General features: G+C 49.0%; 24 protein-coding genes, 1 tRNA gene and 4 pseudogenes. 14 read left to right on the forward strand and 15 right to left on the reverse strand.

Annotated elements, in window-relative coordinates; all coding sequences use genetic code 11:
• On the forward strand, nt 1–773 hold a 773-nt coding region (locus PPOP_RS00630), incomplete at its 5' end, for a hypothetical protein (protein WP_234399629.1).
• A gap of 157 nt (nt 774–930) precedes the next feature.
• On the opposite strand, the gene PPOP_RS00635 is transcribed toward PPOP_RS00630, so the two are convergent.
• A complete protein-coding gene (locus PPOP_RS00635; RefSeq protein ID WP_006284032.1) occupies nt 931–1,155 on the reverse strand; it encodes a hypothetical protein in 225 nt (74 codons plus the stop codon).
• A gap of 79 nt (nt 1,156–1,234) precedes the next feature.
• Here PPOP_RS00635 and PPOP_RS00640 point away from each other — a divergent pair, with 79 nt between their 5' ends.
• The gene (locus tag PPOP_RS00640; RefSeq protein WP_042226843.1) at nt 1,235–2,191 is read left to right on the forward strand and encodes an Rpn family recombination-promoting nuclease/putative transposase; all 957 of its coding nucleotides are present in this window, start codon (nt 1,235–1,237) and stop codon (nt 2,189–2,191) included.
• 102 nt (nt 2,192–2,293) lie between these two features.
• Here the strand turns inward: PPOP_RS00640 and PPOP_RS23710 are convergent, their stop codons facing one another.
• The 4 genes and pseudogenes from PPOP_RS23710 to PPOP_RS23725 all read right to left on the reverse strand — a co-directional run bounded on the left by PPOP_RS23710 (nt 2,294) and on the right by PPOP_RS23725 (nt 3,895).
• On the reverse strand, nt 2,294–2,635 hold the full coding sequence (locus PPOP_RS23710) for a hypothetical protein (protein WP_052516561.1): 342 nt from the start codon (nt 2,633–2,635) through the stop codon (nt 2,294–2,296).
• A 278-nt stretch (nt 2,636–2,913) separates the two neighbouring features.
• Nucleotides 2,914–3,120 (reverse strand): annotated as a pseudogene (locus PPOP_RS23715) (hypothetical protein); the annotation flags it as partial.
• Between the two features lie 54 nt (nt 3,121–3,174).
• A complete protein-coding gene (locus tag PPOP_RS23720; protein WP_052516562.1) occupies nt 3,175–3,552 on the reverse strand; it encodes a hypothetical protein in 378 nt (125 codons plus the stop codon).
• A 76-nt stretch (nt 3,553–3,628) separates the two neighbouring features.
• Nucleotides 3,629–3,895 carry a hypothetical protein gene (locus PPOP_RS23725; protein WP_052516563.1) on the reverse strand — a complete coding sequence of 89 codons (267 nt, stop codon included), beginning with the start codon at nt 3,893–3,895 and terminating at the stop codon, nt 3,629–3,631.
• 113 nt (nt 3,896–4,008) lie between these two features.
• Here PPOP_RS23725 and PPOP_RS00650 point away from each other — a divergent pair, with 113 nt between their 5' ends.
• A complete protein-coding gene (locus PPOP_RS00650; protein WP_006284036.1) occupies nt 4,009–4,572 on the forward strand; it encodes a TOPRIM nucleotidyl transferase/hydrolase domain-containing protein in 564 nt (187 codons plus the stop codon).
• Between the two features lie 8 nt (nt 4,573–4,580).
• Here the strand turns inward: PPOP_RS00650 and PPOP_RS19810 are convergent.
• Nucleotides 4,581–4,691: pseudogene (locus PPOP_RS19810) on the reverse strand (IS66 family transposase zinc-finger binding domain-containing protein); the annotation flags it as partial.
• A 176-nt stretch (nt 4,692–4,867) separates the two neighbouring features.
• Here PPOP_RS19810 and PPOP_RS00660 point away from each other — a divergent pair.
• Both PPOP_RS00660 and PPOP_RS00665 read left to right on the forward strand, forming a co-directional pair.
• Complete coding sequence (locus PPOP_RS00660; protein WP_006284037.1) at nt 4,868–6,127, forward strand: HipA domain-containing protein; 1,260 nt, start codon at nt 4,868–4,870, stop codon at nt 6,125–6,127.
• Between the two features lie 429 nt (nt 6,128–6,556).
• Entirely contained in the window at nt 6,557–6,892 is a 336-nt protein-coding gene (locus tag PPOP_RS00665; RefSeq protein ID WP_042226847.1) for a hypothetical protein, read from the forward strand.
• A gap of 382 nt (nt 6,893–7,274) precedes the next feature.
• Here the strand turns inward: PPOP_RS00665 and PPOP_RS00670 are convergent, their stop codons facing one another.
• Nucleotides 7,275–8,318 carry a PTS sugar transporter subunit IIC gene (locus PPOP_RS00670; RefSeq protein ID WP_006284039.1) on the reverse strand — a complete coding sequence of 348 codons (1,044 nt, stop codon included), beginning with the start codon at nt 8,316–8,318 and terminating at the stop codon, nt 7,275–7,277.
• A 446-nt stretch (nt 8,319–8,764) separates the two neighbouring features.
• Here PPOP_RS00670 and PPOP_RS00675 point away from each other — a divergent pair, with 446 nt between their 5' ends.
• Nucleotides 8,765–9,472, forward strand: coding sequence for a helix-turn-helix transcriptional regulator (locus PPOP_RS00675; RefSeq protein WP_006284040.1), 708 nt, complete (start codon nt 8,765–8,767; stop codon nt 9,470–9,472).
• Here the strand turns inward: PPOP_RS00675 and PPOP_RS25665 are convergent.
• Nucleotides 9,461–9,699 (reverse strand): annotated as a pseudogene (locus PPOP_RS25665) (ISNCY family transposase); the annotation flags it as partial. The gene PPOP_RS00675 and the pseudogene PPOP_RS25665 sit on opposite strands and share 12 nt — an antisense overlap.
• Before the next feature lie 115 nt (nt 9,700–9,814).
• On the opposite strand from PPOP_RS25665, the gene PPOP_RS00680 reads away from it, so the two are divergent.
• Nucleotides 9,815–9,901: transfer RNA gene (locus PPOP_RS00680), tRNA-Leu, on the forward strand.
• Between the two features lie 279 nt (nt 9,902–10,180).
• Here the strand turns inward: PPOP_RS00680 and PPOP_RS00685 are convergent.
• Both PPOP_RS00685 and PPOP_RS00690 read right to left on the reverse strand, forming a co-directional pair.
• Nucleotides 10,181–10,876 (reverse strand): Fic family protein, encoded by a 696-nt coding sequence (locus PPOP_RS00685; protein ID WP_006284041.1) that lies wholly within the window; start codon nt 10,874–10,876, stop codon nt 10,181–10,183.
• A gap of 164 nt (nt 10,877–11,040) precedes the next feature.
• Nucleotides 11,041–11,238: a DUF1093 domain-containing protein gene (locus PPOP_RS00690; RefSeq protein WP_006284042.1), complete on the reverse strand. Its 198-nt coding sequence runs from the start codon at nt 11,236–11,238 to the stop codon at nt 11,041–11,043.
• 107 nt (nt 11,239–11,345) lie between these two features.
• On the opposite strand from PPOP_RS00690, the gene PPOP_RS00695 reads away from it, so the two are divergent.
• Nucleotides 11,346–11,573 carry an RNA chaperone Hfq gene (locus PPOP_RS00695; protein WP_042226856.1) on the forward strand — a complete coding sequence of 76 codons (228 nt, stop codon included), beginning with the start codon at nt 11,346–11,348 and terminating at the stop codon, nt 11,571–11,573.
• A 173-nt stretch (nt 11,574–11,746) separates the two neighbouring features.
• Nucleotides 11,747–12,922, forward strand: coding sequence for a cation:proton antiporter (locus tag PPOP_RS00700; RefSeq protein ID WP_006284043.1), 1,176 nt, complete (start codon nt 11,747–11,749; stop codon nt 12,920–12,922).
• Between the two features lie 76 nt (nt 12,923–12,998).
• Here the strand turns inward: PPOP_RS00700 and PPOP_RS00705 are convergent, their stop codons facing one another.
• Genes PPOP_RS00705 through PPOP_RS00715 form a run of 3 tightly spaced genes read right to left on the reverse strand, consistent with a single transcriptional unit; the run spans nt 12,999 to nt 16,686 of the window.
• A complete protein-coding gene (locus PPOP_RS00705; RefSeq protein WP_148277790.1) occupies nt 12,999–14,123 on the reverse strand; it encodes a Ger(x)C family spore germination protein in 1,125 nt (374 codons plus the stop codon).
• Complete coding sequence (locus PPOP_RS00710; RefSeq protein ID WP_006284045.1) at nt 14,120–15,214, reverse strand: GerAB/ArcD/ProY family transporter; 1,095 nt, start codon at nt 15,212–15,214, stop codon at nt 14,120–14,122. Before PPOP_RS00710 ends, PPOP_RS00705 begins: the two co-directional genes overlap by 4 nt.
• Nucleotides 15,211–16,686, reverse strand: coding sequence for a spore germination protein (locus PPOP_RS00715; RefSeq protein ID WP_006284046.1), 1,476 nt, complete (start codon nt 16,684–16,686; stop codon nt 15,211–15,213). The genes PPOP_RS00710 and PPOP_RS00715 overlap by 4 nt, the downstream gene beginning before the upstream one ends.
• Before the next feature lie 234 nt (nt 16,687–16,920).
• Here PPOP_RS00715 and PPOP_RS21555 point away from each other — a divergent pair, with 234 nt between their 5' ends.
• From PPOP_RS21555 to PPOP_RS00730, 4 genes and pseudogenes are all read left to right on the forward strand, one after another.
• Nucleotides 16,921–17,142 (forward strand): hypothetical protein, encoded by a 222-nt coding sequence (locus tag PPOP_RS21555; RefSeq protein WP_148277791.1) that lies wholly within the window; start codon nt 16,921–16,923, stop codon nt 17,140–17,142.
• 292 nt (nt 17,143–17,434) lie between these two features.
• A pseudogene (locus tag PPOP_RS00720) lies at nt 17,435–18,379 on the forward strand (glycoside hydrolase family 1 protein); the annotation flags it as partial.
• A gap of 537 nt (nt 18,380–18,916) precedes the next feature.
• The gene (locus tag PPOP_RS00725; protein ID WP_006284049.1) at nt 18,917–19,318 is read left to right on the forward strand and encodes a hypothetical protein; all 402 of its coding nucleotides are present in this window, start codon (nt 18,917–18,919) and stop codon (nt 19,316–19,318) included.
• A 318-nt stretch (nt 19,319–19,636) separates the two neighbouring features.
• Nucleotides 19,637–19,867 carry an ATPase gene (locus PPOP_RS00730; RefSeq protein WP_234399630.1) on the forward strand — a complete coding sequence of 77 codons (231 nt, stop codon included), beginning with the start codon at nt 19,637–19,639 and terminating at the stop codon, nt 19,865–19,867.
• A gap of 101 nt (nt 19,868–19,968) precedes the next feature.
• On the opposite strand, the gene PPOP_RS00735 is transcribed toward PPOP_RS00730, so the two are convergent.
• A complete protein-coding gene (locus PPOP_RS00735) occupies nt 19,969–20,679 on the reverse strand; it encodes an N-acetylmuramoyl-L-alanine amidase (protein ID WP_006284051.1) in 711 nt (236 codons plus the stop codon).
• 203 nt (nt 20,680–20,882) lie between these two features.
• Here PPOP_RS00735 and PPOP_RS00740 point away from each other — a divergent pair, with 203 nt between their 5' ends.
• On the forward strand, nt 20,883–21,164 hold the full coding sequence (locus PPOP_RS00740) for a YqzE family protein (protein ID WP_006284052.1): 282 nt from the start codon (nt 20,883–20,885) through the stop codon (nt 21,162–21,164).
• 37 nt (nt 21,165–21,201) lie between these two features.
• Here PPOP_RS00740 and PPOP_RS00745 read toward each other — a convergent pair whose 3' ends face one another.
• Complete coding sequence (locus PPOP_RS00745; RefSeq protein ID WP_006284053.1) at nt 21,202–22,401, reverse strand: hypothetical protein; 1,200 nt, start codon at nt 22,399–22,401, stop codon at nt 21,202–21,204.
• Between the last annotated feature and the right edge of the window lie 264 nt (nt 22,402–22,665).

Here is a 22,665-nt window from a genome sequence, read left to right on the forward strand (position 1 = left end):
GTTTTTTTGTGCCATTTTACAGAACCCTTCTATTTCAGGGTAAAGAACTACATCCTGCTACTTCGTGCAAGGTGTCATTTTCGTACAAAAGAGCACTCAGTTTGTTATCTGAGCAACCAATAATAGAATTCGGTCCACTTCGTATTGAAGGTAAAAATATTTATGCAATAAAAGTGATAAATATTACAAAGGAGATTTTCTTCAAGCCTCCACAAAATACAGAGTCACTAACCGATTTATTTATTCGTGATCTTTACTTGGCCTGCATCAAACTTCAAGCACGTAAGCTTTACGTTAGCACTACAGAAGATGAGCGAAATGACTTTATTACAGATTTACTTGAAACAAACGGATATCGGATAAAAGACCAAACTCGACGCGGAAGTTCTGCCAGTGGCAAATCATCTGGCGAAATTGATATTTTTGTTGAAAATGATAGAATGCCTTTTACTATTATTGAAGCCCTTAATTTATATAGCTTAAATACTAATTATCTTGATGTTCATCTTGACAAGATATATTCTTACGATACAACAGGAAATGCATTCAATGTATGTTTGTCATATGTCAAAGTTAAAGATTTTGGGTCTTTTTGGGGCAGGTATTGCAACTATGTCAAAACACGTGAATATCCAGTAATGCTTGTCTCTTCAGATACAAATGCTGATAAAGATTATTCATACTCTGATATAAGATTCATGACAACGACGCATAATCGTTCAGGTAAAAATACACACCTTTATCATATGTGCGTAAAAATACAAGACATGTAAACAAATATGGAGCAATCCTCTGTTAATCGTTTTTGGTTTTCTATTTTATTCATATGCAATGTCAGCATTAGCATCAGTTTCGGCTGGGGATTTGTAATTGTGTTCCAAATCTGATTTACAGATTAATGTAAGTAAATCATTATTTATATCCTTGCCCTCAATTGGGAGCGGGGCTGCCGTTGCTATAAGTAGCATTTGCATCATTATCCAGACAGAACACGATTGCTATCCTTAAAGAAATATAGACCGCCGCTTGCTTGGCATGATATGCGCGGCGGCCACCGTTATCAAGTACATAGCCATGTGATTTTGCAAATTCAATCAGATTCACCTGATTAGCTGATTTAATCTGCTCTTTGGTAAACGGGGCATGTTGTGCCATGGGCACATCCCTCCATTTGTTGTTTAGGAAGATGGAAAATCGTATAATATAGTTAGGAATTTGGAAAGGGGCAGATTGGATGTCTTCAGATGTGAACCCAGAAACGGTACATCAGCGTCATGATACCTCCTACCGGTTTTTGCTCTCCAGTAAAAAGCTTTTTGTTGAACTGCTTCGTTCTTTCATAAATAAAGGATGGGTGCAAGCAGTGAACGAGGAACATGTACAGGAGATTCCGCATTCCTTCGTACTACAGGACTTTAAGCGCCAGGAAGCTGATTTGGTCTACCGGGTAAATCTGAACGGCCAAGATGTCGTATTTTATTTGCTCCTGGAGATGCAATCCAGTGTGGATTACCGGATGCCTTATCGGTTACTCTTGTATCAGGTGGAGATTTGGCGCTACTTATTGCAAAATGAAGAGGATGCATTGTCTAACCGGAAAACATTTCAATTGCCACCGATTGTTCCGATTGTGTTGTATAATGGAAAGCAAAAATGGACGGCGGAGTTGGAGTTCCGCAAGCTTCTTGCTAACGATAATCTGTTTGGTTCGGAACTGCTCAATTTTGAATATTTGCTAATTGATGTCGCACGATATACAGAAGAAGAATTATTGTCGTTGTCGAATACGATAGGCTCCGTTTTCCTTTTGGATCAGACAGAAGACCAGGAGCAGTTGTTGAATCGTCTAGGCAAGCTGATGAATACGATTCAGCAGATGCCGACAGACAGTCAACAGAAATTTGTGGCTTGGATGGCAAACATTTTATTGCAGAAATTGCCGGAGAATGAGCCAAGTTTGCACCAGTTTATCCAAAACGTGAAAGGGGATGCTTCATTCATGGGATTAGAAAAAATCTTAGATGATATTGAACGCAGAGGGCAAGACAAAGGCGAACAAATTGGTGAGATAAAAGGCAAGCAAGACGTGGCTAAACAGTTAATTAAAATGGGGATGGATGATTCATCCATTGCCCAAGCTACCGGTTTTTCTGTCCAAACCATTGAAGATTGGCGTAAGCAAGCCTATTGAATTCCGTTCCTTTGGAGCGGTTTTCTTTTTTCATAGGTTAGTGTTCCATTCCTTTGCGTTCTCCCAAACCCTCATTCTGTTGCTCATCTTCAGGGTCATCCATTACTCCTTGCTCCTGTAATTCCTTAAACTCCAGTGTGGAGTTAAGCCTTTGAATTGGCCTACCTTTATAGCCTGATGCTCCAGTTCAGTTACTTTGGATAAAATCAGCAGCACTTCTCCTGCTTGGGGACGCTCGCTATAAACCGTACCGTCCAAGGTGATTGAAAAGTCTTGCAGTCGGTGCTGTTCAACGAGCTTCTCATCTGCCTGATATTGCTCTAGCTTTTCCGCACAGGAAGCCAGCACTCGCGGATAATGCTGACTGAGCTGCCGTTCCAGCATGACTTGCTCGTTGTGCCAGTTTGTCTTGAGCAGCTTGAGGCGGATGACTTCATTGTCCACTTCCATCTTCTCCGCAGCATTGGGTTGCCCACAGCAACAGCCTTCACCTCAGCCGCAGATAGCACCGTTTCATCGGCATCATGGCAGGAGCGGGAAATGCTTCTGCCTGTCATGACTTGCGAGATGTAACGCAGCTTTTGCTCTTGGATTTGCCACAAATATGAGTCGAATGTTCCTTTGGTCACATAGCGAAAAATCCGTACCGCTTCGTTTTGATTGCCTTGCCGTAGAATCCGGCCATCCCGTTGGATGATGTCGGAAGGTCGCCACGGACAGTCGATATGATGGGCAGCGATAAGTTTTGTTTGTATATTCGTCCCGGTTCCCATTTTTTGCGTGGAGCCTAATAGGATTCGGATTTCGCCGCGGCGCACCTGCTCGAACAATGCTTCACGCGCAGCGTCCGTATTTACATCATGAATAAAGGCGATTTCCTGCTCCGGGATACCGCGAAGAACCAATTGGGACTTTATTTCATCATACACATTGAACTGCCCTAGTTTTGGAGTGCCGCTGTCGCTGAAAATAACTTGGGTAAGTCAATTAGTTTGCGTCTCTTGCCAAACATCAAATACGTTGTTAATGCAAAGATTCAACTTGGACATCGGATCAGCGGGGGCATCCTCATTCACAAGGCGTGGGTCAATGGACATCAGCTTGGCTTCATGAGTCAGCTTGAGCATGTTGTCCTCTTTAGCATCAACCTCATTGTTTCGAATTTTTTCGGCTCGTTCGACAAACTCATCCATCATCTGCTCTTGGTAGGGGGAGCGGTCACTCACGATGACACTAGCTTTATCGCCCTCTAGCCGTGGAACGGGGAGCTTCAGCATATCAGCAGTTTGTATATCGGCAACAAGACGAAACATGCTCATCAGCTCCGGCAAATTATGAAACTTGGCAAAACGGGATTTCATCCGGTAGTCTCTTGTAAGTATTGGCATTTGAGCAGCATATCGGTGGCCCGTTGGCTGCTGGATTTGCCAATCCCGGCTACATTGCGCATTTTGGTAAAAGTGAAGCAGTTTTTGTAGGCATGGGCTTCATCGACAAATAGCATATCCACGCCAAGCTGTTCAAAAGTGAGCAGGTCGTCCTTTTTACTTTCATTTTTAAATACATACCTGCAGTGATCATCGCCGCCGTTTTTCCAGCTCCGACTTCATGAGCCATAAGCGCTGTGCCGGAGTAAATAATGCGGGCTGCCACATCCCGTTGATGCTTGCGTAAGCTCATTTCCTGATTCATGCCCTGAAACATCAGATGATCGCCGCCATAGGTGCGGGGACGAATCGTATTGAATCTGTCGTTGTAAATGGAGAGCAGCGCATCGGCCCGTTCCTTGTCAGGCAGATGAGAAGACGTATGTCAAAATGCTATTGAAGTTAGATGACCATATTGCCCGCGTGTTCTTCTCCAAACATGTATTAGTAGTGGAAGCAGATACGGAGGATATCGTTTTACGGGAAACGTTTAGTCGGATGCCTGAGATTGTGAGGAAAGATGTTGAATGCAACTGGAAAATTGTCAAGGCCAGAGGGAAAGCAACGATTATTGCCCTCGTTAAGTACCTTAGAGCGATGGGAATTAATCCTGTTGTTATTCATGACAAGGATGAGGGAAATAAGGGTGCAGAGGTTTTTAATAACCCCATCCTTGAGGCGGTAGGAGACGAGAACAGAAGAATGATGCTTTTAAACTGTGTGGAGGATGTGTTGGGGTATAAGCCCCCATCTAGCGAAAAGCCCTATAATGCTTTTACTTATATATCTGCGAACTGGACAGAGGAGTGGGAATCTATATCTCCACACTGGAAATTAATAGTGACTAACGTGTTTAAGCAATCATTTAGCTTATACTACTGTGATGCTTGGAACCAGCAATGCTCCAAGCATGTTTTCTATGTCGGGTTCTATTTACGTGCAAATAGCCGTTGAATCCGGTAAACGATGGGAGTCTGCAGCTCATGGCGCTCGCAGTGACGGCAGGCATACACCTGCCTGACATGCCGAACCACCTTAACCTGCGGCGGAACGGCGGCAATCTCACTGCGCTTCGGGCGAGACAGCCGGATGGGCGAGATGAACAGACTCGCCGAAAAAGGGTTCAAGCCCAATCTCTCCTGGACGAGCACAGCCAATCAATGAAATGGAAATTTTTCAAGCCTTCATGACGAAGCTTCCGCAGGCTTGGTATAATAGAAGGGAGGAACCGAGAAATGGAGTGAACGGTGTGGTCGAATCTTGGAATAAATCCTACACACTCATGCACAAGAATGAACCCGTGACTGAGATTGAGCTGGATGAAGCGACAGTCTCCATTTCAGCGATTGGACAAGTTTACAGTGAAAAGCATATGCCGTTAGGGATACCTGTCAAGAAGGGGAAAATAGACCGCGCGGCACTCAATGAATGGTGGAGAGGCCGTGCTATTCCGGCCAGCCGGGACGGCATTAAAGAAGCGCTCATTGAACTGAACCTGTCTACGACACAAAAACTTCTGGATAAAAGCTATGGATTGAGCTTATCCGATCAATACTGGATTCGTCCGTCTGCATCGGATTTGAGGTGGAGTGCCATTAACTTTTTCGACAATCCCTTTTCTGGGGATGTTGGGAATGTGTTGTTCGGGAAAGGCTCGTCAGATGCCATGAGCCTGATGTCACCGGACAATACATCCGATGGTTGGTTGAAAAAGAAATGGGCCATTATGGACGGCAAACGATGTCTGGTGAAAGGGGGGAGCGGCGCGACCCAGCAGGAACCGTGTAATGAAGTGATTGCCAGCAAGATTATGGAACGATTGGATATTCCCCATGTTCCGTATACGCCGATGGTACAGGAAGATTATCCTTACAGTGTGTGTGAAAATTTCATTACCCCGAAGACGGAACTCATTACCGCCTGGTATGTGATGCATACCCAGCAAAAGCCAAACGATGTTGCGGTGTATCAGCATTACGTGAACTGCTGTGAGGTGCTTGGTATTCCCGGCATTGTTGAGGCACTTGACCGAATGATTGTAGTGGATTATCTGATTGCCAATGAAGACCGGCATCAGAACAATTTTGGTGTTATTCGCCATGCACAGACGCTGGAATGGATCGGGCCAGCGCCGATTTACGATAGCGGATCGTCGCTTTGGTTTTCCAAGCCGTTAGGCTTGATTCGTGCAGACGGCAAGCTGACCTGCAAGCCGTTCAAGCAGGACCACAACGAGCAGATCAAGCTAGTGACCTCCTTCGATTGGCTGGACTTGTCTGTGCTGGACGGGATTGAAGAAGAGGTACGGGATATTTTCCGCGGTTCGCTCTTTGTGGACGAAGCTCGCTCTAACGCGGTTTGCTTGGCTCTACGCAGGCGAATTGAGCGTTTGCAGGAGACGGTTTCTTCCCGAAACCCGCAAGCTTGGGTGGATGACTACAGCACCGATGTGAAAGAGAACATTGCGTACAGCGATCTGCAGGAGGAAGAAGAGGAGTGGGAACGGTAGATACGCCGTTGATTTTTTACCCACTGAAAAGGTGAACGACAAATAGACCCCACCTAGCAGTCGATTTTGAGCAGGACAAAAAAGTTTCCCAAGAGAAAGATTGTTGTTCGGTGTGCTCTCCGATCTGTGCCTTCATCCCCGTTCCATACGCTTGCATTCGCGATGAGCGGATGGGGTGCCGCGACAGGTTGAATTGACCTGCGGACAGCTCATCGGATGACGGCCCGGCTTTCTTTTTGTAGAGAGCTTTTTTTGTGTTCCAACATGAGTTTATATGCGGAGGCGATCTGCAGCGTCCTGCTGCTGATTACCGCCGTCGATCTGGTTCCCGTCCGAATGCATGGCGGCGGCCGATTGGCGAACGCCCCTATTTTTCCTTTATAATGGTCGTAAAGGGAAAACTCTTCAACGGATTAAGGGGGGACAACGGTGAGCGTTTTGGCGGTACAGGCATGCGTCGAGATTACGAGGACCATTGATTGCAACGAGGAACGGGTTACGGAGGCTTCGTTCCATATCGAACTGCACGCACATGAGGTGCGGATCCGGGACAAGCGGATCGCCATGTCGCATATCTATGATATGTCTTGTCATCGCAAGCACGGCGGATCGGATGCGATTGGCTTTCTGTATTTGCATACTCATCGCGGGGTGGAGACTTATTTCGTCCGCGACAATCCCGCTTCGTTCATTAATGCGTACAAGAAGCTGAAGCGTGAATCCCGATTGATGATGCATCATTCACCTGACCGGCCGGAGGGATAAAACCGGCTTGTACCGATTATCATAGGAAACGAAGCTTAGTGGCCTCTTCCCCTGATAAGGAAATTTATCACGCGTTTACGGGCGTTGCTTCCCCGACGGGGCGCTGGATGCCATGACGAAGCAGCGGATTGCAACTGGTAGCGGCTTGTTCGTAACAACGAGGTATGCACGTTGGTCGTGGCGATCCGATCGGGTCGCTATCAGAGGCGGTCATGCGCCTATCCCAGGGCGTGATGCGGGTACAGCAGCGCTGAACGGGCTTCCTTGTCCCCTCCAAGCGCTGAACCTGACACGTTAAAAGTCTCCGGCGGCATCGGGACTGCCCGGGAGACTTTGGTATTTTCCGCTGGCCGCCGGTTATAGCTTCATGCATGTCACACGCTCAAGCCGCTTCGTTCCCGGTTGCGGTTGCGGTTCCGCGGATTTGGGCGACGGTGCGGATGTTGAATTTCTTGAAGATGATCGAGCCGATGAAGCCCGCCGTGATGCCGCACAGCGCGCATAGAATCGCCGCGATCGTGACGGTCTTCGCATCGTTGAAGCCATACATGACCATCAGTCCGGCAATCGGCGTGGCGGTGCCGGTCGCATTGTTGGTCAGATTGAACAGGGCAACGACGATTCCGGCCATGGCCCCGCCCAAGAAATTGGTCACATAAATCGGTATCGGGTTGGCGGAAATGACGTCCACTTGGGTTAACGGCTCAATGGCCACGGAAATCGTAGTTCTGCGGTCGCCGAACTTCATGCGGTGGAACAACACGAAGTTCATAAAGGATGATCCCATGACAGACAAGGCCCCTATCGCCATCGGCAATCCGGTAAGACCCAGCATTGCGGTAAGCGCCATGGAACTGAGCGGCGAGGTCGCGACGACGGTAATGACCCCGCCCAGGACGATACCCATAAGAATCGGATTGTTGCCCGCTGCTGTCGTAATGATGCCGCCGATGTTGAGCAGCGTGGCGTCGACGATCGGCGTCGCGATATTGGCCGCAAAGCGGACGAGCGGTGCGGCGACGATTATGCAGACGATGAGATCGAGTCCGCCCGGAACCTTCTTCTCAATCAGCTTGACGATAAACGAGACGAGATAACCGGCGATAAAGCCAGGGAGCAAGCCTGTGCCGGCACAGGCTGCGCCAAGCAGCAGCGCATAGACAGGAGAGACACCCATCGCGAGCGAGACTAGTGCGGCGGCGGCTACGCCGCCCATGCTGCCGGAAGCAAGCCCGACTTCTTTCGCGAGATCGAAGCCGAACAAGTCTCCGCCTACATAGCCTTGGAACGCTTCCACCAAAAAACTGGCAATTGCCGCATTGGCCAAAGCGCCCATCGCCTTCATGCCGTTCGGCGCTTTGAAGCTAAAGAGGGAGAACAGGGACAATACCAGTAAGAGCAATAAGGTGCCGAGTGCGATGTCCATACTTGATGATCCTCCTTGTGTGCACGATGATGAGTAATCGCTTTCAAAACTAAAAATTTCCCTGGTTGATTCAATTAAGCTTGAATTCATTTTAAATTAATTTATCTAATCAAAAAAAATTGAGTGTCTTAACTTAATTTGATTATATCAAGTTTATGCCAAACATACAATCCTGCTTCTGCTAGAGTTTGAAAATTTGCCGCAAGTTATGCCGAGACACCCACTAGAGGAGTGGATTTTTTCCATTGTAAAAGTGCGCAATATACGAGGCTAGCATCAGACTATGGTGTCTGCTTCTAGCGGTTTGATAGAGAAATTGCGAATCGGGGATTGATTGCCCCCATCGTTCGCGTTATGATGTTACTGATCGTTAATAGAATGAACTGATGTTGATATAATTGACCACAATGCCTTAATACAGGTTGCCCAAGGAAGGATTTGATTCCATGAACACGAGATTTACGGAACAAGATCGTTCTATATTGCAGTCGTATGATTCGGTGGTAGAAGGCTTAGCAGATTACATGGGGGATGCCTCCGAAATCGTGCTGCATAGTCTGGAAGATTACCAGCATTCCGTTATCAAGATTGCGAATGGGCATCATACGGGAAGGGAATTAGGAGCGCCGATCACCAATCTGGCTTTGCAAATGCTGCAAGAGATCGAACAGTCCAACTCGAAGCAGGCGATCAGTTATTTTACGAGAAGCAAGAACAATCGTCTGATGAAGTCGAGCACGATTGCGATACGGGGCGAGGCCGGAAAAATTATCGGGGTGCTGTGCATCAACATGAATCTGGATGAATCGTTTGCTCAGGTGCTGCAAGCCTTTGTGCCTCACCCGGATATGGAATCGAGAGATCAAACGGAGCATTTTGCCTCATCCGTCGAGGACATGATTCAGGAAACGATCGAGCGAACTATTGAAGCGGTTGACGCTTCTCCCGATATCTCGTATGCGAACCGGAACAAGCACATTATCGCCCTCTTGTATGATCGGGGCGTGTTCAATATAAGGGATGCGGTTACGATCGTGGCGAACGCGCTCAAGATTACGAAGCATACGGTGTATTTGCATTTGCGCAATCATACGTCGAAAAGCGAAAAAAAGATAGCACTTAAATTGGAAGAGAAGGACCTTCCTGAAAATTGAACCAACGACCGTTCCAGTAGCATCATCGATAGCTGCATGCAAGGAGAAGCCTGGAGCGCGATCCTCGAGCCAAGCATAAGGCGTGGCATCGATCTGCCAAAGCATGCCAGCCTCGGCTCGCGTTGGCGGGACTGATGCGCTTTCGTACGGCGTCGTTGCTTCGTTTGCTTGAGTCCTTTAGCGATCAAGATGCGTCTCACGCTGGAGCTGCTCAATGTGATTGTCTCCTGTCCCATAGTGATATTATCTCAGAAGAACAACAATACATGTATTCAATACTTGACAGCGGTTGTCCAGTAGTATATACTAATGATTGTTGAGGCGATATTAATAGCTTTGAATGCGGTCGTGGCGGAATTGGCAGACGCGCTGGCTTCAGGTGCCAGTGGTAGCAATACCGTGGAGGTTCGAGTCCTCTCGACCGCACCACCTTACAAACGTGGTTCGTAGTTGCTTAGGCAATTATGAGCCTTTTTTATGTGGGTTGCAGACTCAAGCTATTGCTTATGACCTGGGCTGAAGAAATCTTGGAATGATACTCCAGGTGAGCGTAGATATTTGCCGTTGTCGAATAATGGCTGTGTCCGAGCCACTCCTGAATTTCCTTCAGGGACACACCGTTTTCCAATTGGTAGCCGTATGAGGAAGAAGGGGGATAAACGAAAAAGAGCTGCATCCACTTTTTCGTGATTGCGGCTCTGTAAGCTATTAACGTTCGATTTCTGGATCATATTGCTCTTGTATAGGCTCAAACTGAATACCGTCAATACAGTAATCATAAATAAATGTTTTTAATGCTCCCATGTCATTCGTCTCATAATACTGCACCAATAAGCCTGTAAAGGTGCGCTGATGTTCAATGGGAATCGAGATAATCCCGGAACCTGAAGCAATCATCACCTGATTACCAGAAAGCATCGCGGTGCGCTTGTTTCCGTCCAAAAACATTTGTTTTCTCAACAGATAAAGCATTAAGGTAATGGCTTGCTCTGTGGAACTTTCGATAGTTAGTATCTCAGCAAGTTCTTCTCTACTTTGTTGTTCATCGGGCATGTCGGGCCGCCATGTCGTACCGCCAATGGAAACGGGTACTTTCCTTAGATAGCCTGCCTGAACAATCAGATTGTCTCCACCAACCAATTGATTGATTTTGCAGATATAGGACAGGTCAATTGGATAATCGAGGTTCCCTAAGATGAACTGCCAAGCGTGTTTCAAATTGTTTACGCCAACAATTTCATTCACTTTGATGCCTGGGACGCTTAACCCATTGAAAATGGCCTCCGTGTCAGGATAGGTAACTGCAAAGCCCTCCAACTTAGCACTTTTCCAGATATAATCAATGATATTTCGCTTGGCTACAAAAATGTTTTGTTCTGTCGTCATATGGTACTTTGCTTTCATGATTCCATTGCTCCTTTTACCGCGTATCGTGCGGTTTCTACTTTCATTATATCGGGTTGAAACAATAAATTGAAGAAGGGAAGGATTGGCGCAGCATTGTGGAGAATGGCTGAACGTCGAGTGACGACGTAAGCCCTGCCGGGTTCGGCAGGGCTTGGTTTATTTCATTCCACTCGCAACTTCTCTCTGGCCTTGGCCGGAATGGCCTCCTTCGTTATTTCGTCATATCTTCCGATTTGCCGAATCCCACTGCCCTCCTTGTCATCCTTGACATACAAGAGCAGGAACGAATCGAGCCGCAAATTTTTGTGGGCACTGAAGGAAACCGTTGCTTCGTTGCCATGCTCGTCATAGGCGGTCACAGCATTGCAATCATCACCTCCATGGCACTTGCAACTCTTTTTCAATCCGTCTGAAATCTGGTAAACTTAGCAGTAGGTTGACTTTAAAAGGAAGGGGATGATTGCACTTGAAGAAATCTACCGATCGCAGCTTGCAAGAACAGTTTCTTACGGAAGCGATACAGCAGGAAGTGTCCGTCACGCTTATTACGAAAAATGGAATACAAATGAAGGGTATAATTACGTCATACGATGTGTACACGATTGTGCTCAAAATCGATTCCAAGTACAGCCTTATCAACAAATCGGCTGTCTCCACCATTATCTCGTCCCAACGCCTATCCTTGTTCAAGTAGCAAGTTCCGTTTCACTTTTACGGGGAAATGGCTTGCAACTTTCGAGAAAGTGGAGTATTATAAATATAATTGGTCTAAAAAAATACGTTATTATTTTGGAGGAGTCTGGCAATTTAGGGCTCCTCTTTGTGTTTTTTAGAACTGTTAATTTTTGCAAGGAGTGTGGGACATCTATGGAATTCATTCTGTATCTTGCTCTGATTCTGCTGTGCACCAAGGTAGCCGGCGACATATCGGTCCGCCTGGGGCAGCCTGCCGTATTGGGGAAGCTGATCGTCGGTATCCTGGTCGGTCCGGCTGTGCTAGGCTGGATTGAGAAGGATAGCTTCATCACTCAGGTATCTGAAATCGGCGTCTTGCTGCTGATGTTCATTGCCGGACTGGAGACCGATGTCGATCAGCTCCGCAAAAACTGGAAATCGGCGTTTACGGTTGCCGTCGGCGGCATCATTCTGCCTTTCATTGGCGGTTACGGGGCAGCGATTGCATTTGGTTTTTCTTCCAATTATGCGCTGTTTTTCGGCGTTATCTTTTGCGCGACTTCCGTCAGCATCTCCGTCCAGGTGCTAAAAGAAATGAATAAGCTCAATTCGAGAGAAGGGACGACGATACTTGGGGCCGCCGTTGTCGACGATGTGCTCGTTGTCATCCTGCTGGCGTTCATTATGAGCATCGTCGGTCAAGGCGGAGACGTCTCCCTCGGCATGCTCGTCGGCAAGAAGCTCCTGTTCTTCGCCATTACTTTCGTGGCGGGCTGGCTGGTCGTGCCGCGCGTGATGAAGTGGCTCGCTCCGCTCAAGGTGACCGAAGCGGTGATTAGCGCCGCGTTAATTACTTGCTTTGCGTTTTCTTATTTTGCCGAGTGGATGCAGATGGCCGGCATTATCGGCGCCTTCGCCGCCGGCATCGCCGTGTCGCTGACCCCATACAAGCATGATGTCGAGGATAAGGTTGAGCCGGTCGCTTATTCGATCTTCGTTCCGGTTTTCTTCGTCAGCATCGGGCTGAATGTGTCGTTCGAAGGCATCGGCAGCCAATTGGGTCTGCTTGCAGTCATTACGATTATCGCTATCGTGACGAAGCTGGCCGGGGGCTGGCTGGGCGCGCGCGTAACCGGCTTCGACAGCCGCTCTTCACTGGCTATTGGCGCAGGGATGATCTCCAGAGGGGAGGTCGCCCTTATTATAGCGGCCACAGGCTTGCAGTCCGGGCTGCTGCAGCCGGAGTATTTCACATCGATCATTATTATGGTTATTATTACGACCCTGGTAACTCCGCCGATGTTGAAGCTGCTGTTCAAGAGCGACGATGCGATACCTGACAGACAGAAAAACAGTGTAAATATGTAGTTGATATAGGGCAGGGCTGATTCGCCCCCGAACGTTAGACGGTACGGCGGGACAGCCCTGTACCCTTCAGCGCCGCTTATTTTACGACGCCCATACTAATGATTTTCACGTTGACCTTCACATTGACGATCGCATCTTCGAAATAATCCTCCCAATGGTTCTGGGCCTTTTTCCAATGCGGATAAGCGTAGGCCCTTGCGTACATCCCGAACCCCACCGGATCGATGCGCGCTTTTTGCAGCTTGCGTATGAGACTGCTGAACTGCTGCTCCAGATTAGCGGCAATTTTCTGCTCCAGCTCATCGTACGGCTGCATGATGTCGAATGGGAATAGACGTTCCATCACATAGATGATGGAGCGGACGTTCACATCGAATACAAAGCGTCCCTGGGCATACCGTGCATGAATCTTCGGCTTAATCCGCTGAAGATTGAAGCTGACCTGTTTCATGTCGACATTACCGGGTCCTTTTCCTGCAGACATCGGAAGCTGGAGCGTAAAGGGAAATTCCCCCCTCGTTTTTTTTCTTAAAATGTTTATCAGCTTCGTCTCATCGGAATTGGCCAGCATTTTGAATCGGGACGACTTATCCAGCAGCGCGGTGCCTGTCAAGGCTAATTCTTTATCTTTGCGGAGACTGGTTATGCTCGGTGTCATCCCTTTCTCATGCAGATGCCGATGGAATTCCTGGATTATCGTTTTGGTGGTCTCATTTCGAAAAAGACCCGTTTCCACCAGCCTCGATAAATATAAAGGCAAGCGAGGCTTGTCCTTGGGGGAAAACTGAATCAGGTCGCGAACGGCGCCATCGAAGTATACGACCCGAGCGGATACGGTGCTCCTGGTGTCCCGATAGAACGAATCAAGCAAGGCCGCCCAATTCTCCTCTGCGGCAAGTCGCTTGCCGATGACAATCATTTGTGTCTTGGCTGACGTTGTGATTCCCAGCCCCCGCTTATCGAACTCTTCGCGGGAATGGCGCAAGGTGGTCGAACGGACCTCGAATTTTTCTTCTTTTTCCTCGGCCTCCTTCGAGAAGACGGGACTCGATAGAACCAACTCGAGATTCCCTTCTTCATCCAGATCGAGACCGATCAGCAAGGGAAGTGTCATATTTTCAATGGTTGTATAGGTTGCGCACCCGGGAAGCGGGAGCACAACCAGCAGCAGGATGACGATTGTGACGGCACGCCGCATCATTGGAACGCCTCCTTCGGCGTCAGCTTCTGATAGATTTTGATTGACAGATATAAGAGAACAGGCAACAGATACGAGATGAACATGCCGGTATAACCGACCCATTGATAGTAGCGCAGGGACTCCAGCCAGGAAGGCTTGATCCACGCCGCTATCAAGAATGTGCCTATGCAGATGACGAGTGTACACGAGCTATGGTTCTTCGTCCCGAACAGCTTCGCGCAGCTGACGGAAGCTCCGTATAAATTCGGAACCAGCGATCTCGATATCACAAACAAATAGAGGCCTAGGAAAATGATGTCGAACCTCTCCAGGAACCGAAACTCGATTACCTTCAACAGGTTCAATATCGGTTGATTGTATTGCGTGATCTCGTCCGGACTGAAAAAACTGAAGCAGACCAATGTAACAAATACATAAACTAGCATGGTCAATGTATTCCCGAGCAGGATGCCTTGGATAGCTAGATCTTTGCGCGTTAAGAACGGATAAGCGAAGAATACGATCTCGAACCCGAGATAGCCGGTTGTCGTTGTCGGTATCGCTTGTATAATGGGTCCCCAGCCTTCCTTAAGAACCGGAAGCAAATGGATAAGATACCCTTCGCGCAAAGGAATCAGAAGTATCGGGGCCATCCAAATCGTCAAAAAAAACATGATCTCAGAATATCTAGCGATATAGGTAATCTGCTTCCGCGCTGTGTTATAGGCCGGAATGACAACTAGGAGCAATATGTACGGAATCGGCATCATCGCTAGGAACCACGCTTTGATATACAGTATCGTCGCGACAAATATCGCCCAGAACATAAAGGCAAAATGCAAGCCAACCACCGCCAGCACAAGCTTGCTGATCATCCCGCCGAATAGCCGTTCCAGCAATTCCGGCAGTGTATCTTCCGGATATTGCCTCACGACGATTACGATCAGCACGCTGAACAACAGGTTGATCAGCCACGCCAATAGAATCGAAATCCAACCGTCTGTAGAAGCGATCTCGGCGAGCTGGCGGGGGAGAGATAGGACGCTTGCCGCGACTTGAGTACCATGAACCAACATGGCGAACTGCATGAACGTAATGCGATAGGAATTCACTTTGGTGCGCCTCCTTCCGGTGGATTCTCCCGTTGCCGTTTGAACTGCAGTGGCTTCGGCCCGGTAGGACGCGTCTTCATCGACGACAGCGGAAAGCGAAGAAACGTATCTTTCAGATCGGCATAGCGGACGGGAGCCAGCGGGCTGCCGTAAGCGGTTCCGAACGATGTCTGTGAGCAGAGGTGAGAGATAAGCAGCATCGCCCCGCATACAATGCCGACGAAACCGTATAAGAAGGCGAATAGCATCATCGGAAACCGCAAAAAGCGGATCGCCGTTCCCATGTCATTGCTGGGAATGATGAAGGAAGCGATCGCGGTGGAGGCGACGACGATAACCATGATGTTACTGACAATGCCTGCCTGAACGGCAGTCTGTCCAATAATAATGCCGCCAACAAGTCCGACCGTCTGGCCGATGGGCGCCGGCAGCCGGATTCCCGCCTCCCGCATCATTTCCAAGGTCACTTCCATAATGAACGCTTCCAAAAACGGATGGAAAGGAACGCGCTCTCTCGATTCTGCTACGGATAAAATAAGCTCGATAGGAATGACCTCGAAATTAAACGTAATGAACGCGATATAGAGTGAAGGCAAAAACAGGGCGATAATAAACGCAAAAAAACGCAGCAGCCGAATGAAGGAAGCATTCATCCAGCGCATACTGTAGTCATCCACGCTCTGGAAGAACGATACAAACGATACCGGACCGATAAGGACGCTCGGCGAACGATCGACAACGATAACATAGCGGCCCTGCAAAATATGGGAGGCCGCTGAATCGGGCCGTTCCGTCATCACCAGTTGTGGGAACGGGGAATAAACGCTGTCTTCGATCAGTTCGGACAGCTCGCCTGTATTGACGATGCAGTCGATGTCCAGCCTCTCGATGCGCCGGGTCAGCTCCTGAAGCACGGCCGGATTGGCCACATCGCGAAGGTACATGACAGACAAGGTGTTTTCTCCTCTCGTTCCGACCTTCAACTGCTTGATTTGGAGCTCCCGATTCGGGATATAGCGCCGAATCAGGGCGATATTCTGAGTGGCGGTCTCGACGAATCCCTGGTGGGAGCCTTTGATGGATGCCTCGGACGATGGATCGGTAATCGAGCGCTGCGGCCATCCGCTTGTATCCAAGATGTACGCTTTCGCCGCCCCGGAGATAAAGAGCACGCTTTTGCCGTTGAGCAGCATCTTCTCGACCTGATCCATGTCAGATGTCGATGTCACATCGCCGACAGTGATAGGGAGCGAGCTCTCCGCATTCGCTAAGGATTGGATCAGCGGTTGGAGGACATGATTATTGACTGAATTCTTGTCGATTAAGCCCTCGAAATAGATAAGCATCGCTTCAGGCGCCTCCGGCGTATCGACGCTTCGAAAAATCAGATCGGGAGCTTTGGGAAAGATGGACTTCAACTGCTTTTCATTGTCCGCTATCTGTTCATTCACTTTTTTGGATTGTGCTGACATCCTTGCTCACCCTCACGACTGTTCATATGAGAGAAGTTTGGCTCATTGGGAACGATTTTATTCGAGCGCCAGGGGAAGAACGGTCAGGAAGCGGGAGAGGAGAAGTAGGTAGGAACGACGGTATCCCGCTTGACGGACGTATGCTCATGTTTTATCGTCGGATCTCCCTCGAAATGAACCAGATAGGAAGACTACCGTATTTTTGGGAAAATTCATCATAACGGAGCAAGCCACTTGAAAAAAGAAGCATCCCTTTGTAAAATAATGATAACGATTATCATTGCTAATGATGTTCACATAAAATTTAGGGTGGAACCGGGGTGGAACGATGATTATTGTACAGCAGGTCATGACGGCGGCGCTGTTTGTCGTGGCTGGGAAATGCCTTTATTTGTGTCTGAAGCAGGACCGGAGAACAAGAAAGTCTCCGGAGGAAAGTTAATTATTGCGTGTTAGAATGAACTGTTTTTATGCCAGCCCCAAGCAGTTGCCATTCGATCACCGTTGCCCTGGAATAACCGGAGAGTAACATGATCTGTTCAAACTTTGACATGTAAGTACCCTCTTCTAAAAAGTTAAAGTTGACATGTAACCCGTTCCAACACTTATGATTTATTTGATTTAAGTCAAGGCTTTATCTAGTGTACCATAATCAGAGATGGAATGGAGTGTAGCCAATGAACAAGAGCAGCCGGATTGAGATCAATTTCCCAAACGATTTTCTGTGGGGAGGGGCTGTCGCGGCCAATTTCATCGTTACAAAGGAAAAGTGAAATACTGGTTAACCTTTAATGAGATCAACTCTGTGCTGGAAGCTCCGTTTATGAGCGGAGGCATCTATACACCGAAAGACAAACTCAGCAAACAAGATTTATATCAAGCCGTTCATCACGAGCTCGTGGCCAGTGCGACTGCGGTCAAACTCTGCCACGAAATTGATCCGCAGGCCAAAATCGGCTGTATGATTCTAAGTATGCCTGCCTATCCGCTAACGCCTCATCCGGATGACGTGATTAAAGTGATGGAGTTCGAACATCGGAACTATTTTTTTGGCGATGTACATGTAAGAGGCGTATACCCGGGTTATATGAAGCGTTACTATAGAGAGAACGGGATCGAGATCAAATTTGAGCCCGGCGATGAAGAAATGTTGCTTCATACCGTTGATTTTATTTCATTTAGTTACTATATGAGCGTATGCCAGACGGCTGACCCGGAAAAAAACGTAGCCGGTGAGGGGAACTTGTTTGGGGGCGTGGCCAACCCTTATCTGCCATCCAGCGAATGGGGGTGGCAAATTGATCCGCAAGGACTGCGTGTTGTCTTAAACGCTTTCTATGACCGTTATCAAAAGCCGTTGTTTATCGTTGAAAACGGACTGGGCGCGGTTGATGAGCTGATTGTTAACGAAGTAGGAGAGAAAACGGTTGAAGACGACTACCGCATTCAGTATTTGAACGATCACTTGGTTCAGATTGCGGAAGCTATTGCAGATGGCGTGGAAGTGATGGGGTATACGACCTGGGGCTGTATTGACCTTGTCAGCGCTTCGACAGCTCAACTTAAAAAGCGTTACGGTTTTATTTATGTTGATCGTCATGACGATGGCTCCGGCACGCTTGAGCGTTACCGCAAAAAATCTTTTTATTGGTATAAAGAAGTTATTTCCACAAATGGGGCGATCCTAAAGTAATGCGGCGTTAGCAAACGCTGATACGCCGGTTTGTACAGGCTTGTAAATTGCTCCTGTGGCGATTTGTGAGCCTGTTTGCATTTGTCAGGATATGGATATACTTGTGAATGGAATTTTATTTGGAGCATCATCAATACGTTTACACAAAACGCAACCGCAATATTACTTTCCTTGCCAATATTACATTATTTTTTATTGACATTTCATTAATGAACGTATATAATTAAAAATTATTATCGTAAATATCACTCTCCTACGCATGGTAGATTCTTACACACCTTGCCACATTTCACTTCGGAATCACCCTTATCTGTTACCCATTCCGTCTGTCATGCCACCAAGATGGTTGTAAGCATAGCGTTGCACTCGCTGGAAGCTCACGATTCGCGAGTTTGTTTCATTGTTCTCGATTTTGGTTTTATGATGAGGTCATGAATAAAGTCTATCGCAAAGGGGAATGTACACAACGACAATAATTTTAGATTTCCTGCTGGCAGCAGAGTGTCCGGCAGGTTGAAAGGTTTGGAGGTAATACAAATGAATACACAACTCGTGCACAATTGGTTGAACCATTTGGGCGGATACCGGGCAAGTCGCGTGATTAATGAACGCCGCTTGACCTACCGGATGTCCTTCATCCAAGAGGCGAAGCGACCAGGCACGCGCCGGGAGCAAGAGCGCATTCGTTATGCGATCTCCCGTGCGAAGGAGCAAGAAATGATATTTCAGGAAGCATGCGCGCGCCTGCCTGTGTCATACCGGGAAGTGTTGAACAAACGGTATTTGCAGGATACGCGCGGCATTGAACTGGATGTCATCTCGGATACGGTTGATGCCTTGACCCGCGTTTTGCACGCGATGGAGCAAGCGGGCACGATACAGTACCGTATCGTCGAAGGCTATGTCATTATGCATCGTGTTCATCAACGTACGGCGTAACCGCTTTGTGGATCACGAAGTGATATAACCGGCTTTTTGAACAAGGATATGGATGCGATTTACGTCATTCACTGTATATGGAATTCGAAGAATTGGATATGAGCCTATCATCTCACGGATGGGTAAGCCCTCCGTCATACATTTCATTCTATATGATTGGGTGAACGTAATCATGATTCAGGAGAACTGATAACCCCTTAGGATAACACGTCCTACAGGGGTTATTTCGTATGATTAGGTCTTCTGGATATCCTTGGCGTAAATAACGCATAGTAATAAAGATATGCAGAATCTGGTCCAAGCGATGGAGGGATGATGATGAAAAAGGGGATAGGGAAACGGGCTAAAGAAATATTGCAAAAATGGCTTCAGGGCAGAGGTATGAGACGTCTTGCTATCGGACTTGCGCTGATGATTCCGGTAGCCGGGTTGGCCGGAGATGCCTGGGTATGGGCGACGGGGGAAGAACAACATCCGCCGTCCACGGATGCCGCCAAGGTAGACATTTTCGATTCGCCGCAGCATGCGGCCGTGCGTCACCAGCGATAAGCTCATCAATATGCGTATGCGCGGATGAAGGAGCGTTGGGTGCAGACGTTAAAATCATGTGCAAAGCGCCGGAAGGAGCATTTCTTTCCGGCGCTTTGCAGTCAATATATGGTGTGATAGTGCACGATCGCATCACAGAGCCGGACCGCAATGGCCGTCTGCGATCGGGGATCGGTCAGCATGCGGCGATCCTTGGCGTTGCTCAAATAACCCAGTTCGACGATGACAGCCGGTTGAACGACGTGCTTCAGCAAGTAATACGTCTTCCCAGGCTTGGGAAGGGTATGCGTAGAGAAGAAAGGGTTCAAGGAATCCTGAAGGAGGGAAGCCAGTAATCGGCTCCGTCCTTCATTCTGGTGCAGGACTAGCGGTCCGGTCACCTCCGGTCGCCTGGACCAATTGACATGAAGACTGATGAACATGGACACCGGCACTTCCCTGCTCAGCTGCCTTCGCTGCGCCAAGTCCTTGGAATGGCGCGAGCGTACGCCTAACCAGCGGTTGTCATCGCTTAGCGCGTAATCACCGGTACGGTTCAGAATGACGGGAACGCCACGCACTTTCAGTAATAGGTAGAGCTTACGGGCGATGTCGAGATTGATGTTTTTCTCCAAAATATTCCCATAGCTCGTTCCGCCGTCAACTCCGCCATGTCCCGCATCAATCAGCACGTGCTGGGAAGGGAACACGCCGCTGTCCGGTGATCTCTTAGGGGCCTGCCTGGCGGTTGCCGGTTCGGGAATATGCGCGTTCCAACTAGCTTCCTGCTGCGCGCAGACGGACAGGGGCAGGAAGGACACGCCTATGAGCACCGCTATGATAGCATACAGCCATCGCCTTGTCCGTCTGGACCATAGGGATAGGGGATTAGGCATATTGTGTGACCACCTCAGTTGTATGAAATTAATTGTTCTTATCGTGCGCAATAAGACAATGCTTCATTCTGGGCGGCGTTTGTTGCCAGGGGGAATGGGGCACACTAACAACCAACAGGGACAGGATGGAGGTGACTATCATGGAAAAGGGACAAGACCTAATCAAATATATTACGCAGCGGGTCGTTACGTATATCGATACCCCCGTCGAAGCCCGGCGTGAACACAGATTAGAGCGCATTAGCCGCACAAAGGAGCCGTGGCCAACGAAATGGTTCGGCATGGTGCCGCTCAGCGTGCAGATGTGGGCAGGGAAGTGGAGGCGGGCGGGGCAGCCTCTTCTTCGTCGAGCGGCTCGCCTGAAGCTGGTACGCTGGCGTAAGGGACCGCGGCCTCCGCAAAATGAGAAGGCACACTCCTGATGGAAGAGGTGCCTTTTTGTATGCAGATGAATGGAGATTAAGATTGCGGGATGAAGCATCCGTTCGCGAGCGCGTCTTCCGCCGGAATCCAGCGCATCGCTTGCATATCGGTGCTGGATATCATAACGTACCAGGATACAGCCCGATCGGCAGCCTCTCCGGCACGCTGCCACCGCTGCATTCCAATATAAGCGAACGGCATCTTCATGTCGAGCCCGGGGCGCTGCTGCACATAGACCCACCGCTTCGTCTTGTAATCGACAGGAACCCCGGCTTCCGGCTTGCGAAGCTGCGGCTGCCGAGACATCCACAAAATATTGTGGTACGGGTCGAACGGATCTCGGTAGGAGCTTGGAGCAGGAATGGCCTCGTCTCCATCGCCGCCCGCCGGAACGCGGCTCGCTTCGTGTCTGGGAACGGCCTCCAACAGGAGGGCGGCCGCAGCGGGATCTTGTCGTTGTTCCGCGCTGGAGACCGTGACGGCCCGCCCGTCCTTGCTCCATAGCGCTGTTAGTCGATCCGGATCGAAGGAAGGAGGCAGACATTCCCCGCTTTGCGCATCAAGCCATTCCACCTCTCCACTGCTCCATACGAGACGCCACACCGTTACCAGCGGATCGAAGAAATAGGGCCGGACATCCGGCAACGCGACCTGGCCCGTGTAAGAAGCCGCGTCCTTGGCTTGCAGACGATGGGCGAGCGCATAATGCAAGGCGGTTTCTTGATACGGCATGGCGCTTCCGCGGCCATATTCCCCCAGCCGGATATCTCCCTGCTCGGTTAATTTCAGAATCATATATCCAATCTGTTTTTGGTCAGATAAGATGCGAACGAGCCATCCATGCATGCCGGGGCCGAGGGGAATCGTCTCCAGTCGGGCTTTGCTCCAGTCGGTGAACGGTTCGTCCTTCGCCAATTGCCGCTTGAAGCGGTCCGCGATGTCCCGTACGGATCGTGCCCGCAGGCTCTCGGCGAGGCTGCGTTCTGAATGATGGCGATCCGAATCGCTCCGCATCGCGACCAGCATCAGCGAATAGACATCTATGGGCGCTTGTTCCGCTTCTACATAACCGGACTGCGCCTTCTGCAAGGTTACGGGGGACTGTTCGCCGCGAAGCGGGTACAGCGAATCCGACGCGGCCAATACCGCGAACGTGACTCCTCCCGCGGCGAGCGAGGTCAGCGCCGCCGTTGTCATCAGACTGGCCAGCCTTGTCCACCATGGCGTTTTTTGCATCTCCAACACCTCTCTCGTCTATGACATAATATGTATACGGATCTACTCGTCCGGATCCAGGTTCAGCCATTTCATTGTAAGGGACAAGCCATAAAAAGGCTGTCGGAACAGAGGATGAAACGCCTTGCAGAGCCGGTTCTATTTTTGGCACAAAATAGCAATTACCCGCGCATTATAGCCGACCGTCACGGACATCGCGAACCGACATTCTAACAAGGCTGGGCGGAAGCGGGAGGTGCAGAACGTCGTTGTCGCAGCATCATC

The sequence above is a fragment of the Paenibacillus popilliae ATCC 14706 genome (genome assembly GCF_000315235.1).
Taxonomy (GTDB): Bacteria; Bacillota; Bacilli; order Paenibacillales; family Paenibacillaceae; genus Paenibacillus_B; species Paenibacillus_B popilliae.

Coding starts and splice junctions, on each gene's coding strand:
- PPOP_RS00670 (WP_006284039.1), bottom strand. CDS start 8,318: ATGGACATCGCACTCGGCACCTTATTGCTCTTACTGGTATTGTCCCTG.
- PPOP_RS00675 (WP_006284040.1), top strand. CDS start 8,765: ATGAACACGAGATTTACGGAACAAGATCGTTCTATATTGCAGTCGTAT.
- PPOP_RS00745 (WP_006284053.1), bottom strand. CDS start 22,401: ATGCAAAAAACGCCATGGTGGACAAGGCTGGCCAGTCTGATGACAACG.
- PPOP_RS00700 (WP_006284043.1), top strand. CDS start 11,747: ATGGAATTCATTCTGTATCTTGCTCTGATTCTGCTGTGCACCAAGGTA.
- PPOP_RS23725 (WP_052516563.1), bottom strand. CDS start 3,895: ATGTTTCAGGGCATGAATCAGGAAATGAGCTTACGCAAGCATCAACGG.
- PPOP_RS00730 (WP_234399630.1), top strand. CDS start 19,637: ATGAAAAAGGGGATAGGGAAACGGGCTAAAGAAATATTGCAAAAATGG.
- PPOP_RS00715 (WP_006284046.1), bottom strand. CDS start 16,686: ATGTCAGCACAATCCAAAAAAGTGAATGAACAGATAGCGGACAATGAA.
- PPOP_RS00650 (WP_006284036.1), top strand. CDS start 4,009: ATGCTATTGAAGTTAGATGACCATATTGCCCGCGTGTTCTTCTCCAAA.
- PPOP_RS00640 (WP_042226843.1), top strand. CDS start 1,235: ATGTCTTCAGATGTGAACCCAGAAACGGTACATCAGCGTCATGATACC.
- PPOP_RS00740 (WP_006284052.1), top strand. CDS start 20,883: ATGGAAAAGGGACAAGACCTAATCAAATATATTACGCAGCGGGTCGTT.
- PPOP_RS00685 (WP_006284041.1), bottom strand. CDS start 10,876: ATGAAAGCAAAGTACCATATGACGACAGAACAAAACATTTTTGTAGCC.
- PPOP_RS00635 (WP_006284032.1), bottom strand. CDS start 1,155: ATGGCACAACATGCCCCGTTTACCAAAGAGCAGATTAAATCAGCTAAT.
- PPOP_RS23720 (WP_052516562.1), bottom strand. CDS start 3,552: ATGAAATCCCGTTTTGCCAAGTTTCATAATTTGCCGGAGCTGATGAGC.
- PPOP_RS00705 (WP_148277790.1), bottom strand. CDS start 14,123: ATGATGCGGCGTGCCGTCACAATCGTCATCCTGCTGCTGGTTGTGCTC.
- PPOP_RS00725 (WP_006284049.1), top strand. CDS start 18,917: ATGAATACACAACTCGTGCACAATTGGTTGAACCATTTGGGCGGATAC.